22 protein-coding genes are annotated in these 24,919 nt (G+C 45.0%); 11 read left to right on the top strand and 11 right to left on the bottom strand.

The window, feature by feature from the left end; genetic code table 11:
• Nucleotides 1–287: 287 nt before the first annotated feature.
• Nucleotides 288–1,730, top strand: coding sequence for a hypothetical protein (locus FIV04_RS20810; RefSeq protein ID WP_150868746.1), 1,443 nt, complete (start codon nt 288–290; stop codon nt 1,728–1,730).
• 39 nt (nt 1,731–1,769) lie between these two features.
• Nucleotides 1,770–3,002 carry a hypothetical protein gene (locus FIV04_RS20805; protein WP_152470370.1) on the top strand — a complete coding sequence of 411 codons (1,233 nt, stop codon included), beginning with the start codon at nt 1,770–1,772 and terminating at the stop codon, nt 3,000–3,002.
• A gap of 81 nt (nt 3,003–3,083) precedes the next feature.
• Here the strand turns inward: FIV04_RS20805 and FIV04_RS20800 are convergent, their stop codons facing one another.
• Nucleotides 3,084–3,518 carry a YccF domain-containing protein gene (locus FIV04_RS20800; protein WP_032550353.1) on the bottom strand — a complete coding sequence of 145 codons (435 nt, stop codon included), beginning with the start codon at nt 3,516–3,518 and terminating at the stop codon, nt 3,084–3,086.
• Between the two features lie 247 nt (nt 3,519–3,765).
• Here FIV04_RS20800 and FIV04_RS27335 point away from each other — a divergent pair, with 247 nt between their 5' ends.
• Nucleotides 3,766–3,891 carry a hypothetical protein gene (locus FIV04_RS27335; RefSeq protein ID WP_268844467.1) on the top strand — a complete coding sequence of 42 codons (126 nt, stop codon included), beginning with the start codon at nt 3,766–3,768 and terminating at the stop codon, nt 3,889–3,891.
• Nucleotides 3,892–3,959: 68 nt separating this feature from the next.
• Here FIV04_RS27335 and FIV04_RS20795 read toward each other — a convergent pair whose 3' ends face one another.
• Entirely contained in the window at nt 3,960–5,036 is a 1,077-nt protein-coding gene (locus tag FIV04_RS20795; RefSeq protein ID WP_152470369.1) for a low specificity L-threonine aldolase, read from the bottom strand.
• A 283-nt stretch (nt 5,037–5,319) separates the two neighbouring features.
• Here FIV04_RS20795 and FIV04_RS20790 point away from each other — a divergent pair, with 283 nt between their 5' ends.
• The 4 genes from FIV04_RS20790 to FIV04_RS20775 all read left to right on the top strand — a co-directional run bounded on the left by FIV04_RS20790 (nt 5,320) and on the right by FIV04_RS20775 (nt 10,211).
• Complete coding sequence (locus FIV04_RS20790) at nt 5,320–5,934, top strand: NAD(P)H-dependent oxidoreductase (RefSeq protein ID WP_032550351.1); 615 nt, start codon at nt 5,320–5,322, stop codon at nt 5,932–5,934.
• 3 nt (nt 5,935–5,937) lie between these two features.
• Nucleotides 5,938–7,863: a monovalent cation:proton antiporter-2 (CPA2) family protein gene (locus tag FIV04_RS20785; RefSeq protein ID WP_032550350.1), complete on the top strand. Its 1,926-nt coding sequence runs from the start codon at nt 5,938–5,940 to the stop codon at nt 7,861–7,863.
• Nucleotides 7,864–8,389: 526 nt separating this feature from the next.
• The gene (locus tag FIV04_RS20780; RefSeq protein WP_152470368.1) at nt 8,390–9,613 is read left to right on the top strand and encodes a DUF819 domain-containing protein; all 1,224 of its coding nucleotides are present in this window, start codon (nt 8,390–8,392) and stop codon (nt 9,611–9,613) included.
• 265 nt (nt 9,614–9,878) lie between these two features.
• Complete coding sequence (locus FIV04_RS20775) at nt 9,879–10,211, top strand: PepSY domain-containing protein (protein WP_152470367.1); 333 nt, start codon at nt 9,879–9,881, stop codon at nt 10,209–10,211.
• 82 nt (nt 10,212–10,293) lie between these two features.
• Here FIV04_RS20775 and tdh read toward each other — a convergent pair whose 3' ends face one another.
• Complete coding sequence (gene tdh / locus FIV04_RS20770; RefSeq protein WP_061031177.1) at nt 10,294–11,325, bottom strand: L-threonine 3-dehydrogenase; 1,032 nt, start codon at nt 11,323–11,325, stop codon at nt 10,294–10,296.
• Between the two features lie 81 nt (nt 11,326–11,406).
• The gene (locus tag FIV04_RS20765) at nt 11,407–12,600 is read right to left on the bottom strand and encodes a glycine C-acetyltransferase (protein ID WP_150897293.1); all 1,194 of its coding nucleotides are present in this window, start codon (nt 12,598–12,600) and stop codon (nt 11,407–11,409) included.
• Between the two features lie 357 nt (nt 12,601–12,957).
• Here FIV04_RS20765 and FIV04_RS20760 point away from each other — a divergent pair, with 357 nt between their 5' ends.
• Nucleotides 12,958–13,707: an EAL domain-containing protein gene (locus tag FIV04_RS20760; protein WP_152470366.1), complete on the top strand. Its 750-nt coding sequence runs from the start codon at nt 12,958–12,960 to the stop codon at nt 13,705–13,707.
• A 6-nt stretch (nt 13,708–13,713) separates the two neighbouring features.
• Here FIV04_RS20760 and FIV04_RS20755 read toward each other — a convergent pair whose 3' ends face one another.
• Nucleotides 13,714–14,526 (bottom strand): helix-turn-helix transcriptional regulator, encoded by an 813-nt coding sequence (locus FIV04_RS20755; RefSeq protein ID WP_152470365.1) that lies wholly within the window; start codon nt 14,524–14,526, stop codon nt 13,714–13,716.
• Nucleotides 14,527–14,579: 53 nt separating this feature from the next.
• Nucleotides 14,580–15,824 (bottom strand): MFS transporter, encoded by a 1,245-nt coding sequence (locus FIV04_RS20750; protein WP_032550343.1) that lies wholly within the window; start codon nt 15,822–15,824, stop codon nt 14,580–14,582.
• Between the two features lie 240 nt (nt 15,825–16,064).
• Between FIV04_RS20750 and FIV04_RS20745 the strand changes: the two genes are divergently transcribed.
• A complete protein-coding gene (locus FIV04_RS20745) occupies nt 16,065–16,997 on the top strand; it encodes a LysR family transcriptional regulator (protein WP_152470364.1) in 933 nt (310 codons plus the stop codon).
• Nucleotides 16,997–17,380, top strand: a complete 384-nt coding sequence (locus FIV04_RS20740; protein WP_152470363.1) for a VOC family protein — start codon at nt 16,997–16,999, stop codon at nt 17,378–17,380. The genes FIV04_RS20745 and FIV04_RS20740 overlap by 1 nt, the downstream gene beginning before the upstream one ends.
• A gap of 100 nt (nt 17,381–17,480) precedes the next feature.
• Here FIV04_RS20740 and FIV04_RS20735 read toward each other — a convergent pair whose 3' ends face one another.
• The 4 genes from FIV04_RS20735 to FIV04_RS20720 all read right to left on the bottom strand — a co-directional run bounded on the left by FIV04_RS20735 (nt 17,481) and on the right by FIV04_RS20720 (nt 20,868).
• Nucleotides 17,481–18,905, bottom strand: a complete 1,425-nt coding sequence (locus FIV04_RS20735) for a PepSY domain-containing protein (protein WP_152470362.1) — start codon at nt 18,903–18,905, stop codon at nt 17,481–17,483.
• Nucleotides 18,906–19,012: 107 nt separating this feature from the next.
• On the bottom strand, nt 19,013–19,363 hold the full coding sequence (locus tag FIV04_RS20730; protein ID WP_152470361.1) for a hypothetical protein: 351 nt from the start codon (nt 19,361–19,363) through the stop codon (nt 19,013–19,015).
• Between the two features lie 232 nt (nt 19,364–19,595).
• On the bottom strand, nt 19,596–19,991 hold the full coding sequence (locus FIV04_RS20725; protein ID WP_032550337.1) for a cytochrome b562: 396 nt from the start codon (nt 19,989–19,991) through the stop codon (nt 19,596–19,598).
• A gap of 130 nt (nt 19,992–20,121) precedes the next feature.
• The gene (locus FIV04_RS20720; protein ID WP_152470360.1) at nt 20,122–20,868 is read right to left on the bottom strand and encodes a phosphatase; all 747 of its coding nucleotides are present in this window, start codon (nt 20,866–20,868) and stop codon (nt 20,122–20,124) included.
• 157 nt (nt 20,869–21,025) lie between these two features.
• Between FIV04_RS20720 and FIV04_RS20715 the strand changes: the two genes are divergently transcribed.
• The gene (locus FIV04_RS20715) at nt 21,026–23,929 is read left to right on the top strand and encodes an HD domain-containing phosphohydrolase (protein WP_152470359.1); all 2,904 of its coding nucleotides are present in this window, start codon (nt 21,026–21,028) and stop codon (nt 23,927–23,929) included.
• Here the strand turns inward: FIV04_RS20715 and FIV04_RS20710 are convergent.
• The gene (locus tag FIV04_RS20710; protein WP_152470358.1) at nt 23,901–24,875 is read right to left on the bottom strand and encodes a DMT family transporter; all 975 of its coding nucleotides are present in this window, start codon (nt 24,873–24,875) and stop codon (nt 23,901–23,903) included. The genes FIV04_RS20715 and FIV04_RS20710 overlap by 29 nt on opposite strands.
• Between the last annotated feature and the right edge of the window lie 44 nt (nt 24,876–24,919).

Below are 24,919 nucleotides of genomic sequence, written 5' to 3'. Positions count from 1 at the left end.
CACGCAGTGAAATAGATCACATATTAAAACAATGGTTATTGTTATTTTCACACTCCAAACTCGTAGTTACTAATCACCACATTCCCCCATCAGAGCCACCATTCGGTAAATTACTTGTTATTTGTCTTAGTGTTATTAACAACAAGATCAATAAACCCTGCCAATACATACCAAGCCTTATTATTCATATAACGAAACTGAGCATTTTAGTCACCTTGCACAACTGAATTTCGTTTCCTAGCTTTCTTATGCGACAACTCAATATAACGTCAGTTTAGGATGAACTAATGAAAAAGAACCCACTCACTATTGTGTTAGGGCTAACTGCTAGTGTGGGTCTGGTTGGGTGTTTTGACGACTCCGATTCAGACTCATCTAGCAGTGCTAGTTCTTATAGTGTGACAGCCATTGATGGATATCTGCGTAATGCCACCGTCTGGCTCGATCTCAATAGGAATTACGTTTTAGATAACGGAGAGCCCACAGCCACCTCTGGAGAAGGCGGTGTTGCTGAATTAGATGTCAGCGGTATCGAAAACCCCTCCCAATATCCAGTTGTTGTTCAAGCTATAGCTGGACAAACCGTCGATGAAACCCAAGGCCAAGTCACCGAAAGCTATGTCATGTCTGCCCCGGCAGGCGAGACAGCCATTACTCCCCTTTCAACACTCGTTCACAACACGTTAGAGCAGGACGAGAACCTTTCAAAAGAAGATGCAATTCAACAAGTCGCAACTCAATTAGGCATAGATACCGACGATGTGCTTGGTGATTTCTTGGAAGGTGATGGCGCACCAAAAGCCGCCTATGCCGCAGAAAAAATCGTTGAACTAGGCGCCCTCCCAGAAGAGCCAGAAGATTTACAAAAAGCAACGGAAGAAGGTTCTTCAGAAGCAGGAAAATTCACCATCGTTGTGGCTGGTATCAACGAAGAGATCAAAGCCATTCTCGATACCATTGACGATGAGAAGACCCCAGATCAGATAAAGGATGACTTGAGCAACGCCGCAGACATCGTTATCGCCGATGAAGATGGCGATGGCGTTAAAGATTCCGTCGACGAGTTCTTAAACAACCCTAACGAGTGGGTCGATGCTGACGAAGATGGATTAGGCGACAACTTGGAAGACAAGTATCCAAATGATAGCGATAACGACAGCTACAACAATGATGTCGACCTATTCCCTAACGATGCGACTAAAGCTGGAGATCTAGATAACGACAATATTGATGAAATCGATGATCCGTATCCTAACGACAGTGACAATGATGGCTACAACAATAGCGTAGATGAATTCCCGAATGACAATACGCGATCAGGCGATGATGACGAAGATGGTTACGACAACCTAGATGACGAATATCCAGAGGATCCTACCCGTTCCGGTGATTTGGATAATGATGGTATCGACAATAACGATGACCAATATCCTAACGACACGGATAACGATGGTTACGACAACGATGTCGATGAGTTTCCGAATGATAACACCCGTGCTGGTGATGACGACGAAGATGGTTACGACAACCTAGATGATGATTATCCGAATGACAGCACTCGTTCGGGTGACTTAGATAATGATGGCGTCGATAACCTCGATGACAACTGTATGAATACTGCGAACGCTGACCAAGCCGATTCAGATAATGACGGTATCGGTGATGCCTGTGAAACAAGCACAGCATTAACTTGGGATAGTACTAATTGGGATGACAGTAACTGGCAATAATCGCCTGTTCGAAGAATACGGATATATAAGGAATTTAACATGAACACCACGATGAAACTTGTGTTGGCCACCGCAGTTAGCAGCGCGTTTACCTCTGTTACTTTGGCTGACGTACCAAATGTCTTTACCGCAAATACTCCAGCAAAAGCGAGTGAAGTGAATGCCAACTTCACAGCTCTCGACAACGATATCACCGCGTTGGGAGCCGACTTAGATGGAATAGACGATAACGTCGACGCTATCGATGCAAGGGTGACCAGCTTAGAAGCAAATGGGACTACATCAGACCCATACACTACCGTCGCTATCAATTGCGGTGAAGATGCCGATGCGTTAAAAGACGCACTAGATGATTCAAGAAATACCACCACTAGAACAACCTACAATGTCACAGGCGCCTGTAATGCAGTATTCATTGTTCGTAATGACGTAAAAATAGTTGGCTCCGATGGTGCGAGTATCCTTGCTGGTACTACTGAAGATGAACCAGAAGCAGTTTTCATTGATGGCCAATCCAGTGTCAGACTTCAAGACATCACCCTTGGGGGGGCCCTTTTTGCGAGAAACAGTTCATCTGTGCGCTTTGATAACGTCACCTTACCAACTGCGGTACAAGATGGTGATGAGTATCAAACCAACGTAACAATTCGCACCGCTTATCTTCGAGTCAATTCTGGTTCAGTGAACAACCTCGCGTTACACCTTAATCGAAACGCCAGTGTCGATATTCGTAGCAGTATTACCGGTGCAGCTGCTCAAGCTATCGCCGATGCGAACTCCAGTTTGGTGGTAGACAGTGAAAATGTCACCTTCACGACCCTTGAAGCCATTGGCAGTTCTTTTATATACGTGGCTAATTTGGTTGCTGAAGATGTCATTGTTGAATCCGGATCGGTACTCGAAGCGGATGCATTGTCCGTAAGTAATGAAATGGAAGCTTGGGGTAATTCGCGAATCTCAGTTTGGGGTGATGCAACCATCACCAATGAAACTCAAATCGCTCAAGCGAGCTCTTTTGTATCGGATGGTGACGTTTCAAGTGGCGTATTTGAGTGTGAATCTAACTCGATGTTCCAGATCTTAGGTAATTTAACCGTGACTGACACCTTTGAGTGGGATGAGTCCAATACTAATGGCTTGAGCCTACAACGTGGTTGCCACGGTCAATACGGTGTCGATGAAGAGAATGGCGGTACCCTCACTGGCTCATTCATCAAAGATAACTACTCTGGATTACTTGATGGCCAGTATATGGAAGTCACTCAGGAATAAAACAAAATAAAACAACGTCAGTTAAAACCAAAAGAGCATGCCCAATCGCATGCTCTTTTCCTTTTAAAACTCAGTGAAGCCTTAGCCTTTGTAATTTCTAACACGAGCGGCTTCAGCTTCGCGCTTGTCGACGACCGTTTTACCGATAGGTGCCAGTGAAATCACAGCAAGCTTTAAGTGCTGAATGGCAAATGGAATACCGATGATGGTTACAAAGCATGCTACTGCAGATAGCACATGACCGATCGCCAACCACACGCCCGCAAATACGAACCAGATGATGTTACCTATCATGCCAAGTGGGCTGGTGCCAATATCGCCCTCGTTAGTCAGCTCATCACGTGCGATAGCTTCCTGGCCAAATGGGAAGAACGAGAAGTTACCCATCACAAAACACGCTCTACCCCAAGGGATACCGACAATAGTGATGAATGCCAATAATCCGAAGAACCACCACGCCAATCCCATAAATACACCGCCGAACAAAAACCAAATGATATTGCCGATTGTTTTCATTGAGTGCTCTCCATAAATCTAAGATGCGACATTACACGTTGTAAGCCGTTGTTAAGGTTATTATTTCAAAACAAAGATGAACCGCCAATGAACCTTTGAAAATAAAGATCATTTGATACTCACCACGATTCTCATACACAAATCCTAGCAAGTGTGAGCTTCTTTGTTACTATAGCTGCAAGTTAGTCAACGAATAGACTGTGTAGGTATAAAACCTAGTAAACAGCAAGAGTAAAGGTCGGGCTTTATGAGCAACAACGAGCAACCAAAAAAGAAGATGAAAAACTGGGTACCTATCGTTTTTTTCGCCGTACTCAGCACCATTCCAGTGTTTATGTTTTTAGTTGATGTCTACATCAATCAATACATGTAGACAAACGACAGAACGAGAAAGGCAGTGGCGCATAACCACTGCCTTTTTGTTTGGAACTAAGTGCTCAATCAGCTTAACTCAGCAACTAACATATCAAGAACATCGATAAATTCATGATCAGGAAGATTCAATAGATTGTCGCCCACATACCATTCAATCTTACATTGGTGCGGTAACTCACAAGGGCTCGGATTCCCAATCCAAATTTTGTCTCGCGTTGCAATTTTATCTCTTAACTCAATGCCCTCTTCCACACTCACCGGCAAGTAAAGATGCAGCATATTACTTTGGGGCTGTTTAGGGTTCACAATGAACTGCGGGTAGTCTTGAAGAATTTGATAAACCTGTTTGGTGCGTTCAAACAATGCTGGCATCTGCGCCAAACGCTCATCAAACTGCATGGCAGCCGAAACAATAAATGGAGTTCTGTGGTAAACATTACCACCTTGTCGCTTCATCCATAGTGATGCTTTCTCAATGAATGCCTTACTACCGAGTAACAAAGAGCCACCTAACCCATTGATGCCCTTATATAGAGAGACATAGGCAGAGTTGAATCCATTAGCAATCTCTTTATAAGTTTTTTGGTAATAGGCACCACACTCCCACAAGCGTGCGCCATCCATATGGAGATGAACATCATTGGTTTGACAGTAATCTTTGATGGCTTCTAGCTCTTCCCAATCAGGGAGCTGACCACCAATTTCACGCATAGGTAATTCATAGAGCGCAGCAGCGATTTCATCAGGCCACGCTCTCAAATCGTCCACATTCCAAGTGCGATGCACATTACCTAAAGGCAGGACATTGAAACGATTCTGAACCTGATAGCCTTGGCTCTCATGACGGATAATGTGACTCGATTCATGCATAGCAACGTTCTGGCAACGCTTCTCATCACATACGATTTGTAGAGCAGTCGGTTGGTTCATTGTTCCGGTGATCACAAATACCGCAGCTTCAAAACCAAGAAGCTCGGCAACTTTCTGTTCGAACTCTTGAATAAACGCGCCATCACCATAGGTATCATGCGTTATTTCATGCTTTTCAGACCATTGAGCCATCTGTGAAAAGAGTTGTGCCGGTGTCGGATCGAAATGACCGGAGAGAAAAAGTTTGCACTGCTGACGTAGGTCCTTAGCCATAGGGTATTTCCTTTATTCGATGTTCAATTGATGTCGTCTTTGCGACTCTGATTTCTGACTCAAGGTAACACGAAACAAGACGCTATTTTGCCACTTAATACTGCATATTTAGATTTCTATTTCACAAGTCTTGTCGCAAAAAGCCCCAAAATCGCAAACGTTTCCACTTCTATCAAATAGTCGTACGTTATCTCGATCAAATCCAAGCTAATTCATTGTTCTTCAACTACTCTTCTATTATTGTAACGAGTAGATATTGTTCGAATTATATAAAGAGGGCCATATGTCGAAGAATCGAGTTCTGGTGTTGTTTGCACACCCATCTCAACACCGCTCTGAAGCGAACAAACCACTGTTTGACCAAGCAAAGAAAATTGAAAACGTCACGTGTGTCGATCTTTACGCTGAGTATCCAACCTTCAAGATCAATATTGACCGTGAGCAGAAGCGTCTTCTTGACCACGACATCATTATCTTTCAGTTCCCACTCTACTGGTACTCGACTCCAGCCATTCTAAAAGAGTGGCAAGATTTAGTTTTAGAGTACGGCTTTGCTTACGGTACCGATGGCCATGAGCTAGAAGGCAAGAAGTTCCTGTGTAGCATTACTGCGGGCGGTAAAGAAGATGCCTACCAAACAGACGGCTACAACCACTTTACGATTCGAGAATTGCTCCACCCTCTTGAACAAACTGCGTCTCTGTGTGGTATGGAGTATTTAGCGCCTTATGCTCTGTTTGGCTCACGAACCGCATTAGAAGAGAATCGTATCGCTGGGCACGTTGAGCGCTACAAATTCTTATTGGAGTCATTAGTTGCCGGCGATATCGATTATAAGAAAGCGAAAAAAGCCGCCAAACTAAACCACTACCTCGATGAAATCATGAACAAGGACTAAAGAATGACGGGATATTTTTTACAAGCCTTTATCTACTTAGTCGCCGCTGTTATCGCGGTACCTATTGCTAAGCGCCTTGGTTTAGGCTCTGTTCTGGGTTACCTAATTGCAGGTGTGGTTATCGGCCCTATCATTGGCCTTGTGGGCGAAGAAACAACAACCATCCAACACTTTGCCGAATTTGGTGTGGTGATGATGCTGTTCTTAGTCGGCTTAGAGCTAGAGCCTAAAATGCTGTGGGCAATGCGTAATCGTCTAATGGGTTTGGGTGGCCTACAAGTTGGCGGTACAGCGGCAATTGTCATGGGCATCGCGCTGGTATTTGAACAACCTTGGACAATCGCACTAACCATCGGTCTCATCTTTGCGCTCTCTTCTACTGCGATTGTTCTTCAAACCTTTAATGAGAAAGGATTGTCGAAAACAGAAGGCGGGCAAAATGCTTTCTCTGTTCTTCTATTCCAAGATATCGCCGTGATTCCAATGTTGGCATTCATCCCACTATTGGCGCTACCGGAATTAGTTGAAGCTGCACAAAATGCAGTATCGGCCGCGGCAGATCATCATGACGAGCTAAGTTTGGTTGCTGGACTACCGGGCTGGGCGTACGGCCTTGTGATTACCGCTTCGATTGCGTTAGTTGTTGTGGGTGGTCACTTCTTAAGCCGTCCACTTTTCCGCTTTGTAGCAAGCTCTGGATTGCGTGAAATCTTCACAGCAACGGCACTCATGCTTGTCATTGGTATCGCAGCATTAATGAGCCTAGTTGGCCTATCTCCAGCGCTAGGTACTTTCCTCGCAGGCGTGGTACTTGCCAACAGTGAATTCCGCCATGAGCTGGAATCCAACATCGACCCGTTCAAAGGACTACTGCTTGGTCTGTTCTTTATTACGGTAGGTGCGGGAATCAACTTCGATGTACTGTTCAATGATTTCATCCTAATCATCGGACTGACTCTAGGTGTCATGCTACTAAAGGCAGCTGTGCTATTTACCTTGGCACTAATCTTCAAGATCAAGAACAGCGACCGCTGGCTATTTACACTGAGCTTGGCGCAAGCTGGTGAGTTCGGCTTTGTACTATTGAGCTTCTCTGCTCAAAACCATGTATTGCCATCTGATATCGTTCAAACTCTGTCTCTTGTTGTCGCCTTGTCGATGTTCCTAACTCCGGGTCTCTTCATCTTGTTCGATAAAGTGATCCTTCCTCGTTATGAACAGAAATCTAACGATAGAGAAGAAGACACTATCGAAGAGAAAGGCACTGTGATCATCGCGGGTATTGGTCGTTTCGGCCAAATCGTTAACCGTCTATTGGTATCTAACGGCGTAAACACGGTGGTGCTCGATCACCAAGCCAACCAAGTCGATGTACTTCGCTCAATCAACATCAAATCATACTTTGGTGATGCGACTCGACCAGATCTACTGCACACAGCAGGTATCGAAGATGCGGCACTATTCGTTGTAGCCATCGATAATCAAGATGCGAGTGTCGAGCTGGTGAAATACGTGAAACACACTTACCCGAAAGTGAAAATATTGGCTCGTGCCTTCGACCGTGGACACAGCTACCGTTTAAGAGAAGTAGGTGCCGACTTTATTGAGTCAGAGACGTACCATTCAGCATTGGAAATGGGTGCAGAGGCGCTTCGCTCTCTGGGTCACCATCCATTCTTTGTTGAACAGCAAAAGTCGACTTATATGCGTGTTGAAAATCGTAAGTCAGAGAAGCTATATAAAGCTTGGGCTGCGGCTGAAGATAACCCTCGTTACGACAACAACTATCGTCAAATCTTCATTCATCTAGAAGAAGCGATGAAAGAAGACATGAAGAAAGACCGTTCAGACAAGCATACCCGCTCGGAGCGTGGTTGGACGCCACCACCGAAAGGTTACGCTGACGATTTCGAGGAAGAAGAAGCGTAAGTCATCACGACCTCACACCCAAACGCGGCTAAATCAGCCGCGTTTTTTCGTTTAAGCGCAGGGAAGACTCTCAGTTGCGTCAACATGGCGGATAAAATCGTATCTATTTCCGCTATCACAGCTGCATTTATGTGATCTATATTTGATTTTCCATTTCGAACGAAATTCGTATTTTTATGCACCCGTTTACATTTATGAAACATATCGCAGGACATTCTCTTTAGATATTTTATACGTACCCTTCTCAACCCTACCGAACACAATCCGAATACATCACACTTAAACGTCCATTTCACTGGCTTTGAATAACATTGCATACACCTTTATGCATAAATAATTAACCACCAATAAATATTCACCCAGCCAATTATTTAACCAGCAAAGTCACACGTAAAGCCCATTAAATTTAACAAAAACATTTCAAACTATTTCTATTGTTACAATTTGTAACGAATACGGCTTATGGGTATAGTCCTGCACTTCAAAAAGTGAGGCGTTTGCCATCACCTAAAGGAGGAAAATAATAATGATTACTAATGATGCAGTAATAATGGGCCTGTTAGCCGTTATTCTTGGCGGTGTATTTATCACGGAAAGTAGCCAAAATAGCGCACTTAAAAAATTCTACTCGTTCGTTCCGGGTTTATTGCTCTGTTACTTCGTACCTTCACTACTTAACAGTTTTGGCATCATCGACGCTTCTAACTCAAAGCTATACTTTGTTGCTAGCCGATACTTACTTCCAAGCGCACTGGTGCTTCTGATTATCTCAGCAGACCTTCGTAAGATCTTCGGTCTTGGCTCAAAAGCTGTGATCATGTTCCTTACTGGTACGCTCGGCATCATCATTGGTGGCCCTGCTGCAATTCTTATCATCGATCAGGTTAACCCTGACCTTGTATCTGGTGACGTTTGGCGTGGCCTCACAACAGTAGCCGGCTCTTGGATTGGTGGTGGTGCTAACCAAGCAGCAATGAAAGAAGTATTTGATGTAGACGACCAGCTGTTCTCTGCGATGATTACCGTTGATGTTATCTGTGCCAACATCTGGATGGCAGTACTTCTGATTATGGCTGGTCGTCAGAAGAAAATTGACGCATGGTTGAAAGCCGACACATCATCTATCGAAGAGCTAAAAGAGACGGTATCTAAATACCAAGAAGAGAACGCTCGTCCTACAACAACGACCGATCTGATGAAAATCGTTGCGATTGCCTTTGGTTTAACTGGTCTTGCGCACTTCTTCAGCGACATCATTGCACCATGGATCTCAACCAATGCACCTGAGCTTGCAAAATACAGCCTAACTTCTGGCTTCTTCTGGCTTATCGTAATGGTGACAACATTTGCACTGATTGCTTCGTGCTTTAAATCGACACGTAGCCTAGAGCACACTGGCGCATCTAAAATCGGTTCTGCATTTATCTACATTCTGGTTGCAACCATCGGTATGCAAATGGACGTAACTGCAATCTTCGATAACCCAGGTTACTTCTTCATTGGTATTACTTGGTTGTCTATCCACGCAATTCTTATGATTGTGATGGCAAAACTGATTCGTGCACCACTGTTCTTCATGGCGGTCGGTTCTCAAGCAAACGTTGGTGGTGCAGCCTCTGCTCCAGTGGTTGCTGCAGCCTTCCATCCTGCTCTAGCACCTGTGGGCATCCTTATGGCCGTTCTAGGTTACGCACTGGGTACTTACGGCGCATACATCTGCGGTCTTATCATGCAGGCGGCTGCGGGTTAATCCACCCCACCTACGCATCTAAAAATCCGATATTGGGCGACCAGTGTCGGATTTTTTGTTTTCTGCTAGTTAGAGCTGTCTGAATGTGTTTACATTTTATTCACATACTCAAGCGTAGTATTGATGCTACTGGTACAAATAGACATGACTTGCATTAGAAGTCTCATTCTAAAACCAACAAGAGAGACCATTACGCATCGTTGATGAGTCATACACTCCGTACTAGGTTTAAAGCACAAAGCATGTTTAGTTAATGGAGAGACCTATGAAGAATTTCGCTATATGCGCAGCCATTACAGCACTCTGCATAGCAAGCATTCCGAGTTATGCAGCGTCTGACGCGAATATCATCAGTAAAGCAGAAGCCATTGAAGCTGCTCTAGAATCTGTAGGCGTAGAAGTGTTGGGAATTCGACACGATGAACCCGATACCCAGTGGGATGTTTTCATTAGGCACGGGAATAAAGCTTATGAAGTTGAAGTCGATGCGATAACAGGAAAGATCGTAGCTTCAGAAGAGGAAAGCCTTGCTGAGATACAAGCCGAACTATCAGGTGACCTGTCCCACGAAGGTGTACTCGGGGATGTTGATAAGTAATCTGAACGACACATATAAAAATGCCCCAAATTTCTTTGGGGCATTTTCATTGTAGAACTAGCTAAGGGGCTTCCCTATGGGCTTATTCCCAATCTAGGATTACTTTACCAGACATACCAGAGCGCATCATGTCGAAGCCAGCTTGGAAGTCGTCCACTTTGTAGTGGTGAGTAATGATTGGAGATAGATCTAGGCCAGACTGGATTAATGAAGCCATCTTGTACCAAGTTTCGAACATCTCACGACCGTAGATACCTTTGATAACCAAGCCTTTAAAGATTACTTGGTTCCAGTCTACTGCCATGTCTGATGGTGGAATACCTAGTAGAGAGATCTTACCGCCGTGGTTCATGTTGGTTAGCATGCTGTTGAACGCAGATGGTACGCCAGACATTTCTAGGCCTACATCGAAGCCTTCAGTCATGCCTAGATCCGCCATCACGTCTTCTAGCTTCTCTTCCATCACGTTAACTGCGCGCGTTACACCCATCTTCTTCGCAAGGTCTAGACGGTATTCGTTTACGTCAGTGATCACTACGTGACGAGCACCTACGTGCTTAGCAACTGCTGCAGCCATGATACCGATTGGACCAGCACCAGTGATTAGCACGTCTTCACCTACTAGGTCGAAAGAAAGCGCGGTGTGTACTGCGTTACCGAACGGGTCGAAGATAGATGCTAGATCATCAGAGATCTCTGCAGGGATCTTAAATGCGTTAAACGCTGGAATCACAAGGTATTCAGAGAATGCACCAGTGCGGTTTACACCAACACCTGTTGTGTTACGACAAAGGTGAGTACGGCCGCCACGACAGTTACGACAATGACCACATGTGATGTGACCTTCGCCAGATACACGATCGCCGATTTCAAAACCACGAACTTCTTGGCCGATGCCAACAACTTCACCCACGTATTCGTGACCTACAACCATAGGTACTGGAATTGTGTTTTGTGACCACTCATCCCAGTTGTAGATGTGTACGTCTGTACCACAGATGGCGGTTTTCTTAATACGGATAAGAAGATCATTATGACCCATTTCAGGTTTTTCAACCTCGGTCATCCAAATGCCTTCTTCAGGCTTAAGCTTAGAAAGTGCTTTAATTTTCATAATGTTACCTAGTTCATCTCGTCTAACTGTAAGGCGAGAATCAAAAAACTTTTTATCTATATTCTGAGTAAAGCCTCGGAATTAGATGATTTCCATCTCTTTACCTACTTCGATGAATGCATCGATAGCACGGTCTAGTTGTTCACGAGAGTGTGCAGCAGACATTTGAGTACGGATACGCGCTTGGCCTTTTGGTACTACAGGGAAAGAGAAACCTACAACGTAGATGCCTTTCTCTAGAGCACGCTCAGCGAACTCAGCCGCTACCTTTGCATCACCTAGCATGATTGGGATGATTGCGTGGTCAGCACCACCCATTGTGAAGCCTGCGTCTTCCATGCGAGTACGGAAGTGTGCTGCGTTTTCCCATAGACGGTCGCGAAGCTCGCCACTCTCTTTTAGAAGATCAAGAACACGGATAGACGCGTTAACGATCGCAGGAGCAACTGAGTTAGAGAATAGGTATGGACGAGAACGCTGACGTAGCCAGTCGATCACTTCTTTCTTACCAGACGTGTAACCGCCTGAAGCACCGCCCATTGCTTTACCTAGCGTACCTGTGATGATGTCGATACGGTCAACAACGTTGTGGAACTCGTGAGTACCAGCGCCGTTTTCGCCCATGAAGCCCACAGCGTGAGAATCATCAACCATTACTAGTGCGTTGTATTTGTCTGCTAGGTCACAGATAGCTGGAAGGTTTGCTACTACGCCGTCCATAGAGAATACGCCGTCAGTCACGATTAGCGTGTGACGAGCGCCTGCTTCTTTAGCAGCGATAAGTTGCTGCTCTAACTCTTCCATGTTGTTGTTCGCGTAACGGAAGCGCATTGCTTTACATAGGCGAACACCATCAATGATTGAAGCGTGGTTTAGAGCATCAGAGATGATTGCATCTTCTTTGCCTAGGATAGTTTCGAAAAGACCTGCGTTCGCATCGAAACAAGATGTGTAAAGAATCGTGTCTTCTTTACCAAGGAATGTAGATAGTTTGTCTTCAAGCTCTTTGTGGATGTCTTGAGTACCACAGATGAAACGTACAGACGCCATACCAAAGCCGTGTTGATCCATACCCGCTTTACCAGCTTCGATAAGTTCAGGGTGGTTAGCTAGACCTAAGTAGTTGTTTGCACAGAAGTTAAGTACTTCTTCGCCTGTTGAAATTTTAACAGCCGCTTGCTGCTGAGAAGTGATTACACGCTCAGACTTGTAAAGACCTTCAGCCTTTACTTCTTCAATTTGTTTTTCAATCTGTTGGTAGAATGCAGAAGACATTGTCTAATTCCTTCCTAGTTATTATTCACAGCGCATTCGCTGCTTATTTATAGGGGGAGTATAAACGGTGACGTGAGCGCCATTTACACTGTAAAACTTATGCCTACATTCTAGTAGAACATCTCGATCTCGATTATCCCTCTAGTTGGAAAAACATTAATGAACCTGAGGCACGAATCAAATACCTTAACTATGAAGAGAGTCACAATTCACCGCCCAACCTGATTAGAAAAAGAACTCACAAACACTAATAGTTCGATTTATGTCGAATTAAAAAATTTTCCCGCAAAACGATATAGTGACTAAACGCATATGCCCCCACAATGCGCCTCCCTTAACAAATGAGCGCACTGACCAATGAACTTATCTGACCAATTGATCAAGGAAGCTTTCGCCAATGAGTGGCACACATGCTTTTACCAGCCAAAAGTAAAAACTGACTCTAGCGACGGCTCTGACAATACAGATGTAATTGGAGTAGAAGCGCTTTTCCGATTGGATATCCCTGAACACGGTATCTTCGCACCAGGTACATTCATTGATCGCGCGTTTGCGCTTGGTTATGAAGAGACCATCTTCTTTAATGTATTAGAGCAAGCGCTCACTGAGATACGTACTGTTTCTCCGTCGTTAAACTTGGCAGTAAACATCAGTAAACAAGTGTTAGCGAACTCAGATAATGTGGCGAGAGTCAGAGAAATGCTTTGGAACAGCTCTTTTCCAGCTAAGCAGCTCACTTTTGAGTTGAGTGAGAATGATGAGCTTTGTTCTTCGTTGGCATCTCAAATGGAGAGCTACAAGGCGCTTGGTGTAAAGTTTAGTGTAGATGATTTTGGTATCGGCTATTCAGACATCGACAAAATTCAAAAACTCAGTATTGATGAAGTGAAATTCGATCGCTCTTTGATTAACAAACCTTTAAGCGAAGCATCACAGCTGATCGAAACGGTGATTGAGTACTGCCGAAAAAGAGGGATTTCGACAGTAGCAGAAGGTGTAGAAGACCACACGACTCGAAATCGAGTGCAGCAACTGGGTTTTGATAGTTACCAAGGCTTCTTATACAGCAAGCCTGTCGCTCTACCGGACCTAATGCTTTTAATGTAATTAGGCTTAACTTAAGACAAACTCGACGCTTTTCTTCTTTTGCTTAAGATCTTGATACCTCAAGTATTTGAAATAGATATCGTGTTTGTTTTGAATGGTCTGCGAAAACGGGTTACTCACTACTTTGGTGATCTCAGCCTTGAAGAACACCATGCCCATTTTTGTGGTGTAGGGTTCAAAATAGAGGTCATAGAGAAACTGGCACATTGCCGGATCTATCGTTGGGAATCGAAACTCGGTACCTTTAAAACGATTAGCGAGATCATCGAAGATTTTGCGTCGGATAGTGACACTGACCGCAGCCAAACTACATAACATTTTAGAAGCACCATCATAGATAACGTGCCCAATGATGACACCGTTATATAGGAAACAGAGTGCTTTCATGTTGGCAAGTTCAATCCCAAGCTGACTCGAAACCTTGATAAAGTCTTGCCCGTACAGCTTTTGATGCATGTTCTTAATCGAACTCAAACGCTCGTCAGACAACGCGCTGACATCTGTCGATTCAACGCTAGTGATGTGATAATCGTAGCCAATATCAATATTAAAACGTGTGTCCATCAGCTTAGAGGCACCTTTCACATGCCCCATCTCATCTACCGAGAATTCATACTCTCGCTGAAAGAAGCTGGCGATGCCCAAGCGACGTACAAAGCTAGGGAGCGTTTTGCCACGCTCCCACTGACTAACCATCACCTGGTTAATACCGGAAAATGCTCGATGAGAGGCCGATAAAATATCGGCCAGCTCTTCCTGAGATAAAGCTTTCTCTTCACGCAGGCACTTTAACTCTTGTGCAAAATTCGATTTATCCATAACTCACGTTGCCTTAGTTATTATCGGTCTCTTAACACCCAAGGCTTATCTCGCTAGCTCTGGGTAATCGGCTCTCTTTCGACACTGTCTTCGGTATGCTCAGCCAACCAGTACAACCAAATCATCACCAAACATAGGATGAAACAGAGCACAAATAGCCAGTAGGCGCTCAACATCTCTATCACCACACCACCAAGCAGTGGCGCAATAGCAAAGCCAAGAGAGTAAAGTGCAGCCGCACCGAAGTAAGAACCTCTTAGATGTGGCGGAGCCATTCTATCGATTTGTACATTAAGGGTTGGGAAAGCAATCACTTCTCCTAAACTTAATATAAAACAAGCAATTCCCCAACCTAGTGGCCAATCATTTGGTGTAAAAAGAAAACCAATTTGTGCAATCGCCATCAAAATCATGCCGATTCGAGTTCGTACAAACAGCGGCACATGCTCAAGCCATTTAAGCATTGGGAATTGGAAGACAATAATCGTCAGCGTATTCACCAACACTAACCCAGCAATGAGTTGCGCGGCATCAGTGATTGATGAACGTACGATGACCTGAGGAATAGACGACTCCACCTGCGCGTAGACAAACATCATGATGAAGTTGGCGACCATCAGTTTTACAAAAATATTGTCTTTGCGAATCACATTAAGCGTCGCGGCAAAATTAGGCAGTTGAGAGGGGTCTGGCTTGGTAAAAGTACCTTTGCGCTCAATTCCTAACAGCAGCCAGAAACCATAAACGACATAAGTACCACCAGCAACAAAGAACAGGTTTTGTGGCTGGGCAAGCGCCAAAGTGATACCAATCAGTGGACCAAGTGCGCCACCCAAATTAAGTAAGAAGTAACGAATGTTCAGTGCTAATTCACGATCTTTCAAATCGCTGAGATTATCACCTATTACTGCTTTGGCTGGCGCTTCAATCATTGGACGCATCAAACCTGTCATCATGATCAGCACATAGAACTGCCACACTTCACTCGCTAATGCGATACCGGTGTAGGATATCGAGGCAATCCAACTGCCTAGCACCATTACCCATTTGCGCCCTAGCTTATCCGAAAGGTAGCCCGAGTAGAGACCAGTTCCAGCCCCAACGACGGCGGATACCGCTAGCATGGTGCCGACTTCAATCGCAGACGCACCGTAATCTTCATAGAGAAAGACGATCAGAAAAGGCCATGCCATAAAGTAGCTTGTTCGGGCGAGTAACGTTCCAGTCAGAACTGTCCATACTGAAAAATTAAACCGTTTTATACGCTGCTTTTGAAATAAGCTCTCCGATCTATCCATAAATATCCTTTCCCTTAACCAACTGATTTAATTATGACTATTTAGCCAGTATATGTATTTGATTGAATAAATACATAGGCGGTAATTGTTTTTATAAAACACGGAATCTTCTGCTTAATCCGCCACCAAAACGTGATACAAGCCACACAAAACACTGCGCTTAATATTGAATGGAGTTTGACGTATGATGCTGATTGTCGATTTCTAAAAAATCAGCCCACTGGCCGAGTACCTAACTTTATGATCAACCCAAAACTGATAACCCTACTTCCTGACCTTGCCTCCTTTATTTTGGTGGTTAATGAGGGCAGCTTTACCGCCGCAGCCAAACAACTTGGTGTGACGCCATCGGCGCTGAGCAAGCTAATAACACGTTTGGAAAAAGCACTGTCAGTAAAGCTGTTTGAACGCACTACTCGTAGTCTTATCATTACCCAGGCAGGTCAACTGGTGTACGACCAGAGCGTAGTGATGATTAACGCGGCACAACAAGCGGTTGAGCTCTCCACCTCTGATCACACTGAGCCCTCTGGTTCTCTGATCGTGGCAGCGCCCGAGGCTTTCTTAAACTCTGTGTTGCAACCCTTCGTTGTCCCTTTCCTTAATCAATACCCAGAGATTCAACTAAAGCTGCGCGCTGCCGATGGGGACATCGACATTCTGCGTCAGGGAATTGATATCGCGTTTCGCCTTACAGATAAACCCGATGAGAGTTTGGTGCTTAAGGAGCTCGGCAAAACCAACCTCGTATTGTGTGCAAGCCCAGATTACCTTGCGAATAAAGGAACCCCTTCACATCCGACAGATCTTAGCCAACATGACTGTCTGTACCTTGCGGAGACCGACAAAGACCATATTTGGGATTTCCTTAAAGATGATGAGTTCCACACGGTATCGGTCAGTGGACGCTACGCAGTAAACCACTCACAAATGCGTTTAAAAGGGGTACAAGAAGGATTGGGAATCGGTATCTTCCACGACTTCGTGATTCAGGATGCGCTCGCTGAAGGAAGCGTCGTTCAAGTCCTCAATGACTGGACAATCAAAAGCAACTACCACGGCGCTATCGCAATGCAGTTTGCTCAAACGAAATACATGCCAGCGCGTCTGCGCGTTTTCATTGATTACGCCATGGAACACTTAAGCGACAAACTGGCAGGAGAAACAAAATAATGCTGAAAGGAATTCATCACGCGGCGATTATCTGCTCAGATTATCAAGTCTCAAAGCGCTTCTATACCGAGATTCTAGAACTGGAAATTGTTGCCGAGAACTATCGAGAAGCATGCCAATCTTACAAGCTCGACCTAGCGTTACCGAGTGGTGCTCAAATTGAACTGTTCAGCTTCCCAAATGCACCCGAAAGGCCGAGTTTTCCAGAAGCTCAAGGGTTAAGACATTTAGCTTTCTGTGTCGATGATGTTCAACAAATGAAAGGCTACCTAGAAAGTAAAGGCGTGGAAGTCGAACCCATTCGAGTAGATGAGTTCACTGGTCGAGAGTTTACCTTTTTCGCAGACCCTGATGGATTGCCTCTGGAGCTTTATCAGGCGTAAAGAACGATCGAATACATAGCATTAGCCGTTTAAATCAATATACCGCCCCTCGATGAGTAATGCGCATCGAGGGCCGGCGTTCCATCTAGCTTAAAGCTATCTAGCTCAGAGCCATCCTCAACCTTTCAACACGTGAGAATAGGAGCCAGTCAAGTAACATCGCGATGACTATCGCTGCTCCGGCTAATGGGAACAGTACAGAGATAAGAACCACAGTCACCAAGCCTGCTTTCCAAATACCTGCGTCTTCAAACTTAGGCGGCACTCCCAACTTTCCTTTACCCACAGGGCGACGCATCCACCACATGACTGCGCCAGTGATCGACACTGCAATAAAGGCCAAGCAGAACAGAACGTTTAGGATTTTGTTCACGATACTGATGTCCCCTTGGTGAAGAGAGATACCAACAGCGAGCGTCTTTGCCATCACGTTGTAATCGTTCCACGTCACCTCTCCGAGAATACGACCTGAGTATTGGTCTAGGTGAGTTGTTCGGTCTTTTCTCGGATCCACAATATCGCCACCCATGGTATTGGCGGTGATGGTATACACTCCTGTTTCAGAGCGCGGGAAATTGACGCGATAATAGGTAAAGCCCAATCTAGACGCAGTTTGCATGACCACCTCAAGGGAGATGCTCTCTGTGGAGACATCATGGTGACTATGCTCGTCTGTCATTGCGGAGTGGTCGTGCGATTCCGGGAGTGGTGTTTGCTCTAAATTCCAAGGTAATTCTTCTTCGGAACCATGATTCAGAGAAGCATGTGTTTTATCGGACAGTGGTACATCATCCCACATTTGCGCGGGAAAACTGCTCCAAGCCTGAACCATTTTACCGCCCCAGAACCCAGCCCAAGCAAGACCGGAGAGAAGGAACAGCAACAGAACCAGAGACAGAATGCCACCAAGATTCGCGTGTAGATCACGCATCAGAATACGAGTTCCAGATGAGAAACGGATCTTTAAGAATCCAGCTTTAGTTGCATTGTCACGTGGTAGCCATAAATAGATACCCGAGACTAAAAGAAGGATAGAGAGACTCGTTGCCACCTCGATCAAATAGTCACCCCAATCCCCTACTAGCAAGGTGCCATGTATTTCATTTGCCAGCTGATACCAACTCTCGCTGCGCGGGATCTCACCGATGACGTCTCCAGAGTATGGATCGACAGTGGCAAAAACCGAGCGGCCGTCAGACAAGTTGACTGAGAAACGATTTGGTAAGCTTTCAGACTTTGCGGTAATGAACTGAGTGATTGTGCCATCAGGGTATTGCGCTTTAACCGCATTTAACTGGTCGCCAATCGGTACCATAGCGTCAGTGGCACTGCTTTGAACGATAAGTGCTTCTGGATACAGTACACTTTCAAGCTCGTCATCAAGTAGCATCACCAGTCCGGTTATACTCAGCATCAACATAAACGGGATAACGAACAGGCCTGCGTAGAAGTGCCACCGCCAAGTGAGAAAATAGAGGGTTTTACTTCGAGCCGAAGCAACAGGTTGAGATTCAATTCTCGACATTGATATTTCCTTTTGCACGCACCAAAACACCTTCTGAGGTCATCAGAAAGTGAGGAAAGGTGTGAGCAGATTAACTTTACTGTATGTTGTTTTATTTGTTGTTTAAGTTAGGAAATAGCGAGAGGTGGGCCTCTGGGAGAGTGCCTCTTAAAAGCCTCGCTTAGAGCCAAAAAAGCGTAGCTGTCTGAGACAATCAAACTCAGTCGAGTTGTCAGTAGTGCAGTTGGAATTTCATCATGATGGAAGCTAGAAAAGTGGCTAAAGGGGCACGGCTTACCATTGTGTGTTTGCGGCTCACCTTCTTCAACTTGTACTAGCTCAAACCCATTTACCGTACATAACGTCGCCCACACGCCCGCGCTGTTACCATGAGCATTGATAACAGGCATCAGTGTAATGAGCGTCCAGCTTAAAGCGGTAGCCCATAGCATGGAGTAATTGAACGACGTTTGACGCATCTAGTACGAATCTATAAATAGGGTTTATAAATTTCTAACATTATGAATCAGCTAAATAGGCGTTTAAACGGATTAATTAACATTATGTTAAAAACCTAAGCTAACGCACATTATTGATATCATTCACATAGTCATTTAGCTCGAAATAAAAACGCCACACCAACGAAAGCTGGTGTGGCGTTTAAAATTCTGTATGACCTAAGGGATACTCTCAGAGCGGAGCATCAAAAGGTTAGCCGAATAGCTTGCTCCAGATGCTTGGGTTACGCTTCTCGTGGTATTGCTCACGTAGGCCATCAATTGTGCGTAGCTCTTGCTTCGCTTCTTCGAATTGGCCTTGTTCTAGTTTCTGCTCAATTGAGTCAATTGATGCTTGGATCTTAGAGAAACCTTCCATAAAGTTTTGCTCTTTCTCCGCTGGGTAAGAACCCGTTTTCAACTCAGCAACCAAAGTATCTAGACGTACCATTGGTTTTTGCATCTCTTCAATGCTTTGAGCTTCTGCTGCTTGTTTGAATGCAAGCTTCATTTCTTGCATGTTTTTCTTGAGGTCTACGCTTGCAAACGCTGATGCCGACATCACCGAGGCCGCAATCAGGCCAGATAAAAGAATTGAGCGAGTTTTCATTGTTTCTCCAGTTGAAGATACACCTTTTTGTTTACGGTGCTTATGACTTTATTTGTGAGCGCTAGTTTATACAAAAATGCCGCACACACAAAAAATGATTGTGACGAAATGCAAACCCGCCGACATTCTCTTAAACAAGATCTGAATATTCTGGGATCTCATTACGGCCACGCAGTGCTAAAAAGCGCAGAAACTGGCTAGGCGAATGCGTAATCACTTGCTCTGACGGCATACCGACTTCATCAAGCAGTTGAGAAACGAGGTTTAGGCCCCCGACATCCGCGCAAAAGTGAGCATCACTTCCTGTTGTAATGTATGCCCCTTTTGCCTTGGCAATTTTGGCGATTTCATAACAACGCTCAACACTACCAATACGGCTATTGCCTTTCAGCGTAGTGTTATTGATCTCGATAGCGACATTATGCTCAACCGCACAATCAATCACGGCTTCAAAATCAAAGTCAAAGTTTGGATTACCTAAGTGCCCAAGCGCATCAATACGGCCAGCCTTGATCACGTTAATCAGCGCCAAAGTATGAGCCGCTTTATCTGCAGGGCGGAAAACAGGTTCATGAAAGCTTGCGATAGCCCAATCGAGGTTCTTATCTACACTCGGGTGTACGTCAATCTCACCATCCGTATTCATGATATTCGATTCAACGCCGCGGATAATGGCGACACCTTCAATAAAGCGAGGAAGAATACGTTGGTTGCTGAAAAACCAGTAGTGAGGCGCGCCCGGCATAGATTCTGAGTGATCCGTCGTACAAAACATCGCAAGACCTCGCTCACTGGCTGCTTTAGCATTCTCAATTAAAGTGCTGTATGCGTGGCCACTGGCGTAGGTATGGGTGTGGGTATCAACTTGTAATTTCATCTTTGCGCTTCACTCCGAACTCTTATCTTGATGCTGTAATCAGTCTATCAGCTCAAAGTGACAATTAGCATACCGATGACGCTTTAGTTAGGTCATTTTTTTGCAACCTTTTCAGCTTCAACAATACTTAAACCAGTCACTTGATTGGTAATTGCGAATGAGAAAAAAACGCTACCCCTTAAGCATTCACATCACGACGCTGTTTTTGGTCATGACCAGTATTGTCGGAACGGTATTAATCACAATGAGTTACAAGCACTCTCAACAACTGCTTCTTGGAACCATTGAAGAGGTCAGCCAAGAACACAGCAACAAGCTTGAGTTAGTGTTTAAACAATCGGTCGCACCCGTGGTCACAGCGCTCAACGTATTGGCCGTCAGCCCCTTTATCACCCATGACACGACTCAAAATGAGTACCATGCTTGGCTCTCATCTCTGGACCTTATCTTTCAGCAGAGCCCAAGCTTAGTTGCTCTGTTTTACGGCTCAGAAAATGGTGACTTCAAACTGTTCCGCCCGATAAAAACCAACAAACAACGTCAAGAGCATAGTGCGCCTTCCAAAGCGACTATGATGGTGACCGAAACCGCCACCAATGGACTCACTCGAATCACTTTTCTAGACGGCGCACACCAAGTCATTAGCCAACAAGAGACAGGACAAGACCTCTTCGACCCAAGAACCAGACCTTGGTTTATCAATGCAAAGCGAGACGGTTCTATCCAGCTATCTGAACCATATCAGTTCTTTTTCCTCAAGACGCCGGGGATTACTCTATCTCGCAGATCGAGCGACCAGCAGTATGTGATTGGTGCAGATTTTACCCTCAATTCCTTATCCGCTCAGATTGGAGACCTCGCCTTCTCGGAACAAAGCCGCTTAGCACTGTTTGACCGTCATCTGAACTTACTCGGGCATCACCAACTCGATCTCAATGCTGTTGCGCCAATCACCAGTCCAATGCGATTTAATTCTCGCGAAGCGAATAATGTCCTTAAAGAGACAGTACTTGCACCACTTTTAAGCGATAACAGAGCTACCAAACAGAGCATTCAGAGTGTGGAATACAACCTCAATGCCTGGGCATTAACGCTAACGCCTGTAGAGCTCACCGCTAATGTCACTCTGTTTCTCGCCGAGGCGACACCTCACACCGATTTACTTGCCGACTTAATATCGATGAGGGATAGGCAGGTCACCGTTGCCATTATTCTTCTGTTCATCTGTTTTGGGTTAGTATGGGTTGTCGCAAATCGCCTCTCTATGCCAATCAAAAAGCTAATGGAGTTGACGCATAACATCGCGCGCTTCGATTTTAAGCGCACCCACTACCCTAAGAGCATGATCAACGAAGTCGCGAATTTAGCCCATTCCATAGAACTGATGGAGCACACGCTGCATGATCTAATTGCCCTGCTGCGTGATACCGCAGGTAATCAAGACTTCTCGGTTTTGGCTAAGACCATTGCCCACCAGAGCTACCTTATCACTAAAGCCGAAACCATCTTGTTGTATGCCTACGACAACAAGAAAAAGCAGTTTGAGATTGCGGCCAATCACGCCATCATCCCATTCAAGGCTGACCTCAACGAGTTTGTTAAGGATACGCCTTGGCTACTCGCGAAACTCAAAATGGGTGAAGTGGTCCATCTCGATAGAAGCGAAAATGCACTTAACCAGTATCACGCGACCATTTTCAACTCAGATCTGTACTTCTTCCCGCTTCTTAATCGAGAGAAGCAACTCGTCGGCATTGTGATCATCGGTTACGAACGTGCGATATCAGAAATGCAGTCGGATAAACACGCCTTTCTTCGCGAGCTGTTGAGCTTTGCTGAAATTGCCAAAGACAACATTGACCAAATGCAGCAACAAAAAGAGATGCTCAACGCCTTCATCGAGCTGATTGCTTCGGCTATCGATACCAAGTCGCCATACACAGGTGGGCATTGTCAGCGTGTTCCTGAGCTCACTCAATGGTTAACCGAAGCGGCAATCAAAGATGATCGCTACTACCCACTGTTTGCGCTGGACAAAAAACAGTGGGAAGCATTGAGTTTAGCGTCATGGCTGCATGACTGCGGTAAGGTAACAACGCCAGAGTATGTGGTCGATAAAGCCACCAAACTCGAAACCCTTTATGACCGAATTCACGAGATCAGAATGCGTTTTGAGCTTCTTAAACAGCAAGCAGAAACCGACTACTGGAAAGCCGTCGCCAATGGTTCACTTCCAGAAAAAGAGCTAGAGAAACTGAAAAGTAAACATCAACAACTCGATGAAGATTTCGCGTTTGTCGCTCAATGTAACATCGGGTCCGAGAGAATGGAGGAAGAGAATCAAGCTCGACTCGATGAAATCGCTAAGCACAAGTGGAAACGCACACTCAGTGATCAAGTTGGTATCGCATGGACAGAAAAGATTCGTTATGAGGACGAACCCGAATTACCTGTAATGGAACCACTGCTCGCAGACAAACCCCAGCACTGTGTGCCGTGGGAGAAAGGTCTAAGCCCACAAGACCTATGGCAAGAAGACTATGTACTCAAACCTGGAGAGTTAAAATACAACCGAGGAGAGCTTTATAACCTTAAGGTGTGCAGCGGAACCTTAACCCCAGAAGAGCGCTTTATGATTAACGATCATATTATTCAAACGTCGGTGATGCTCAATAAGCTCCCCTACCCTGAGCACCTTAAAGAGATTCCAAAAATCGCCAGTTATCACCATGAACGAATCGATGGCAAAGGCTACCCATTTGGATTGGACGATGACGAACTCTCTATCCAAGCCAAAGTGGTCGCGATTGCCGATGTGTTCGAGGCATTGACCTCAAGCGATCGCCCTTATAAACATGGTAAAACGCTAGAAGAGTCGTTAAAAATTATGACTCGTATGGCGACCACTGGGCATATTGACCCTAAGCTCTATTTGCTGTTCTTGGAGAAAGACATCTACAAACGTTATGCCGATGCCTTTCTTGAACCAGAGCAACACAGTGACGTTGATACGCCAGAACATATAGAGAAAGTTAGGGCCTACATTCGTTCACTGTTTTAGGACTTTCGGTGCCTAACTTGAGAGCAAGCTTGTTTTTTCGATGAGACAAGAAGGTATTGACCATGCTGGCAAAAATAATCAGCCCGATACCAAATAGCTTCTGATTCGAAAATGTGTCGTCGAACAACAGAGCTTGCCAAATCGCACTGAACAAAAGTGTAGTGAAAATCAGCGGAGCCAGTTGAGAGCCACTGCTCACCAGTCGGTAGGCTTTGGCACGACATATTTGCGTATTAATGGTAAACACCGCAAACATTGCCAACACAAACCCTACCCAATAATAATTCGATAACGTAAACCCTTCTCCCACATTGGTAATGAGTGCCTGATCGAGCGACACAATATCATGCAAGCTGTAAATCATGATTGGTGACGCTAGTAGAGCAGCGATCAAGAAGGTCCAAGCGTTCATCTCTGCTGGCGACAATTCACCCTTTGATGCTCTATATAAACTCACTTGTGAGCCTGAATTAAAGAAACCAGCCATTAAGCCAACTAAGATCGCGGGTTTAAAATCAAACTCAGAAAGATTGCCTGCCATTAGCACGACACCGGTAAACGTCATCCCTAAGCAAACCAAAATCCTTGGGTTAAATTTCACACCAAATATTAATTTTTCTAACACTGGGATAAACAATGGACCGGTACTAAACAAAACGATACTTTCAACTAAGGTTAAGCTCTGTAGCGATGATAAAAAACAGAGCTGACAAGCCGTCATGCATAAAGCTCGCGATACAATCGGTTTGAGTAATGCGCGACTAGGTTTACGCAATCGAACGAAAACTAAGATCGACAGTAAAATCAGTCCAGGAAAGAAGAATCTAGAAAAAACGAGCAAGGTTACTGGCATGATTTCAGCGAGGTATTTCGCTGCAAGCCCGCCGACTGACAGGCTAAATGTAGACACCACCATAAACAGGGTGGCCTTGGTAATATCAGACATAATTATCACCTCCTATGTGCTTTATTCTAGAAGGCTGACACGAC

This window comes from Vibrio sp. THAF190c (assembly GCF_009363355.1).
Classification (GTDB): Bacteria; Pseudomonadota; Gammaproteobacteria; order Enterobacterales; family Vibrionaceae; genus Vibrio; species Vibrio fortis_A.
Note: the sequence above shows the minus strand (reverse complement) of the source record. Positions and strands in the feature narration are given on the sequence as shown.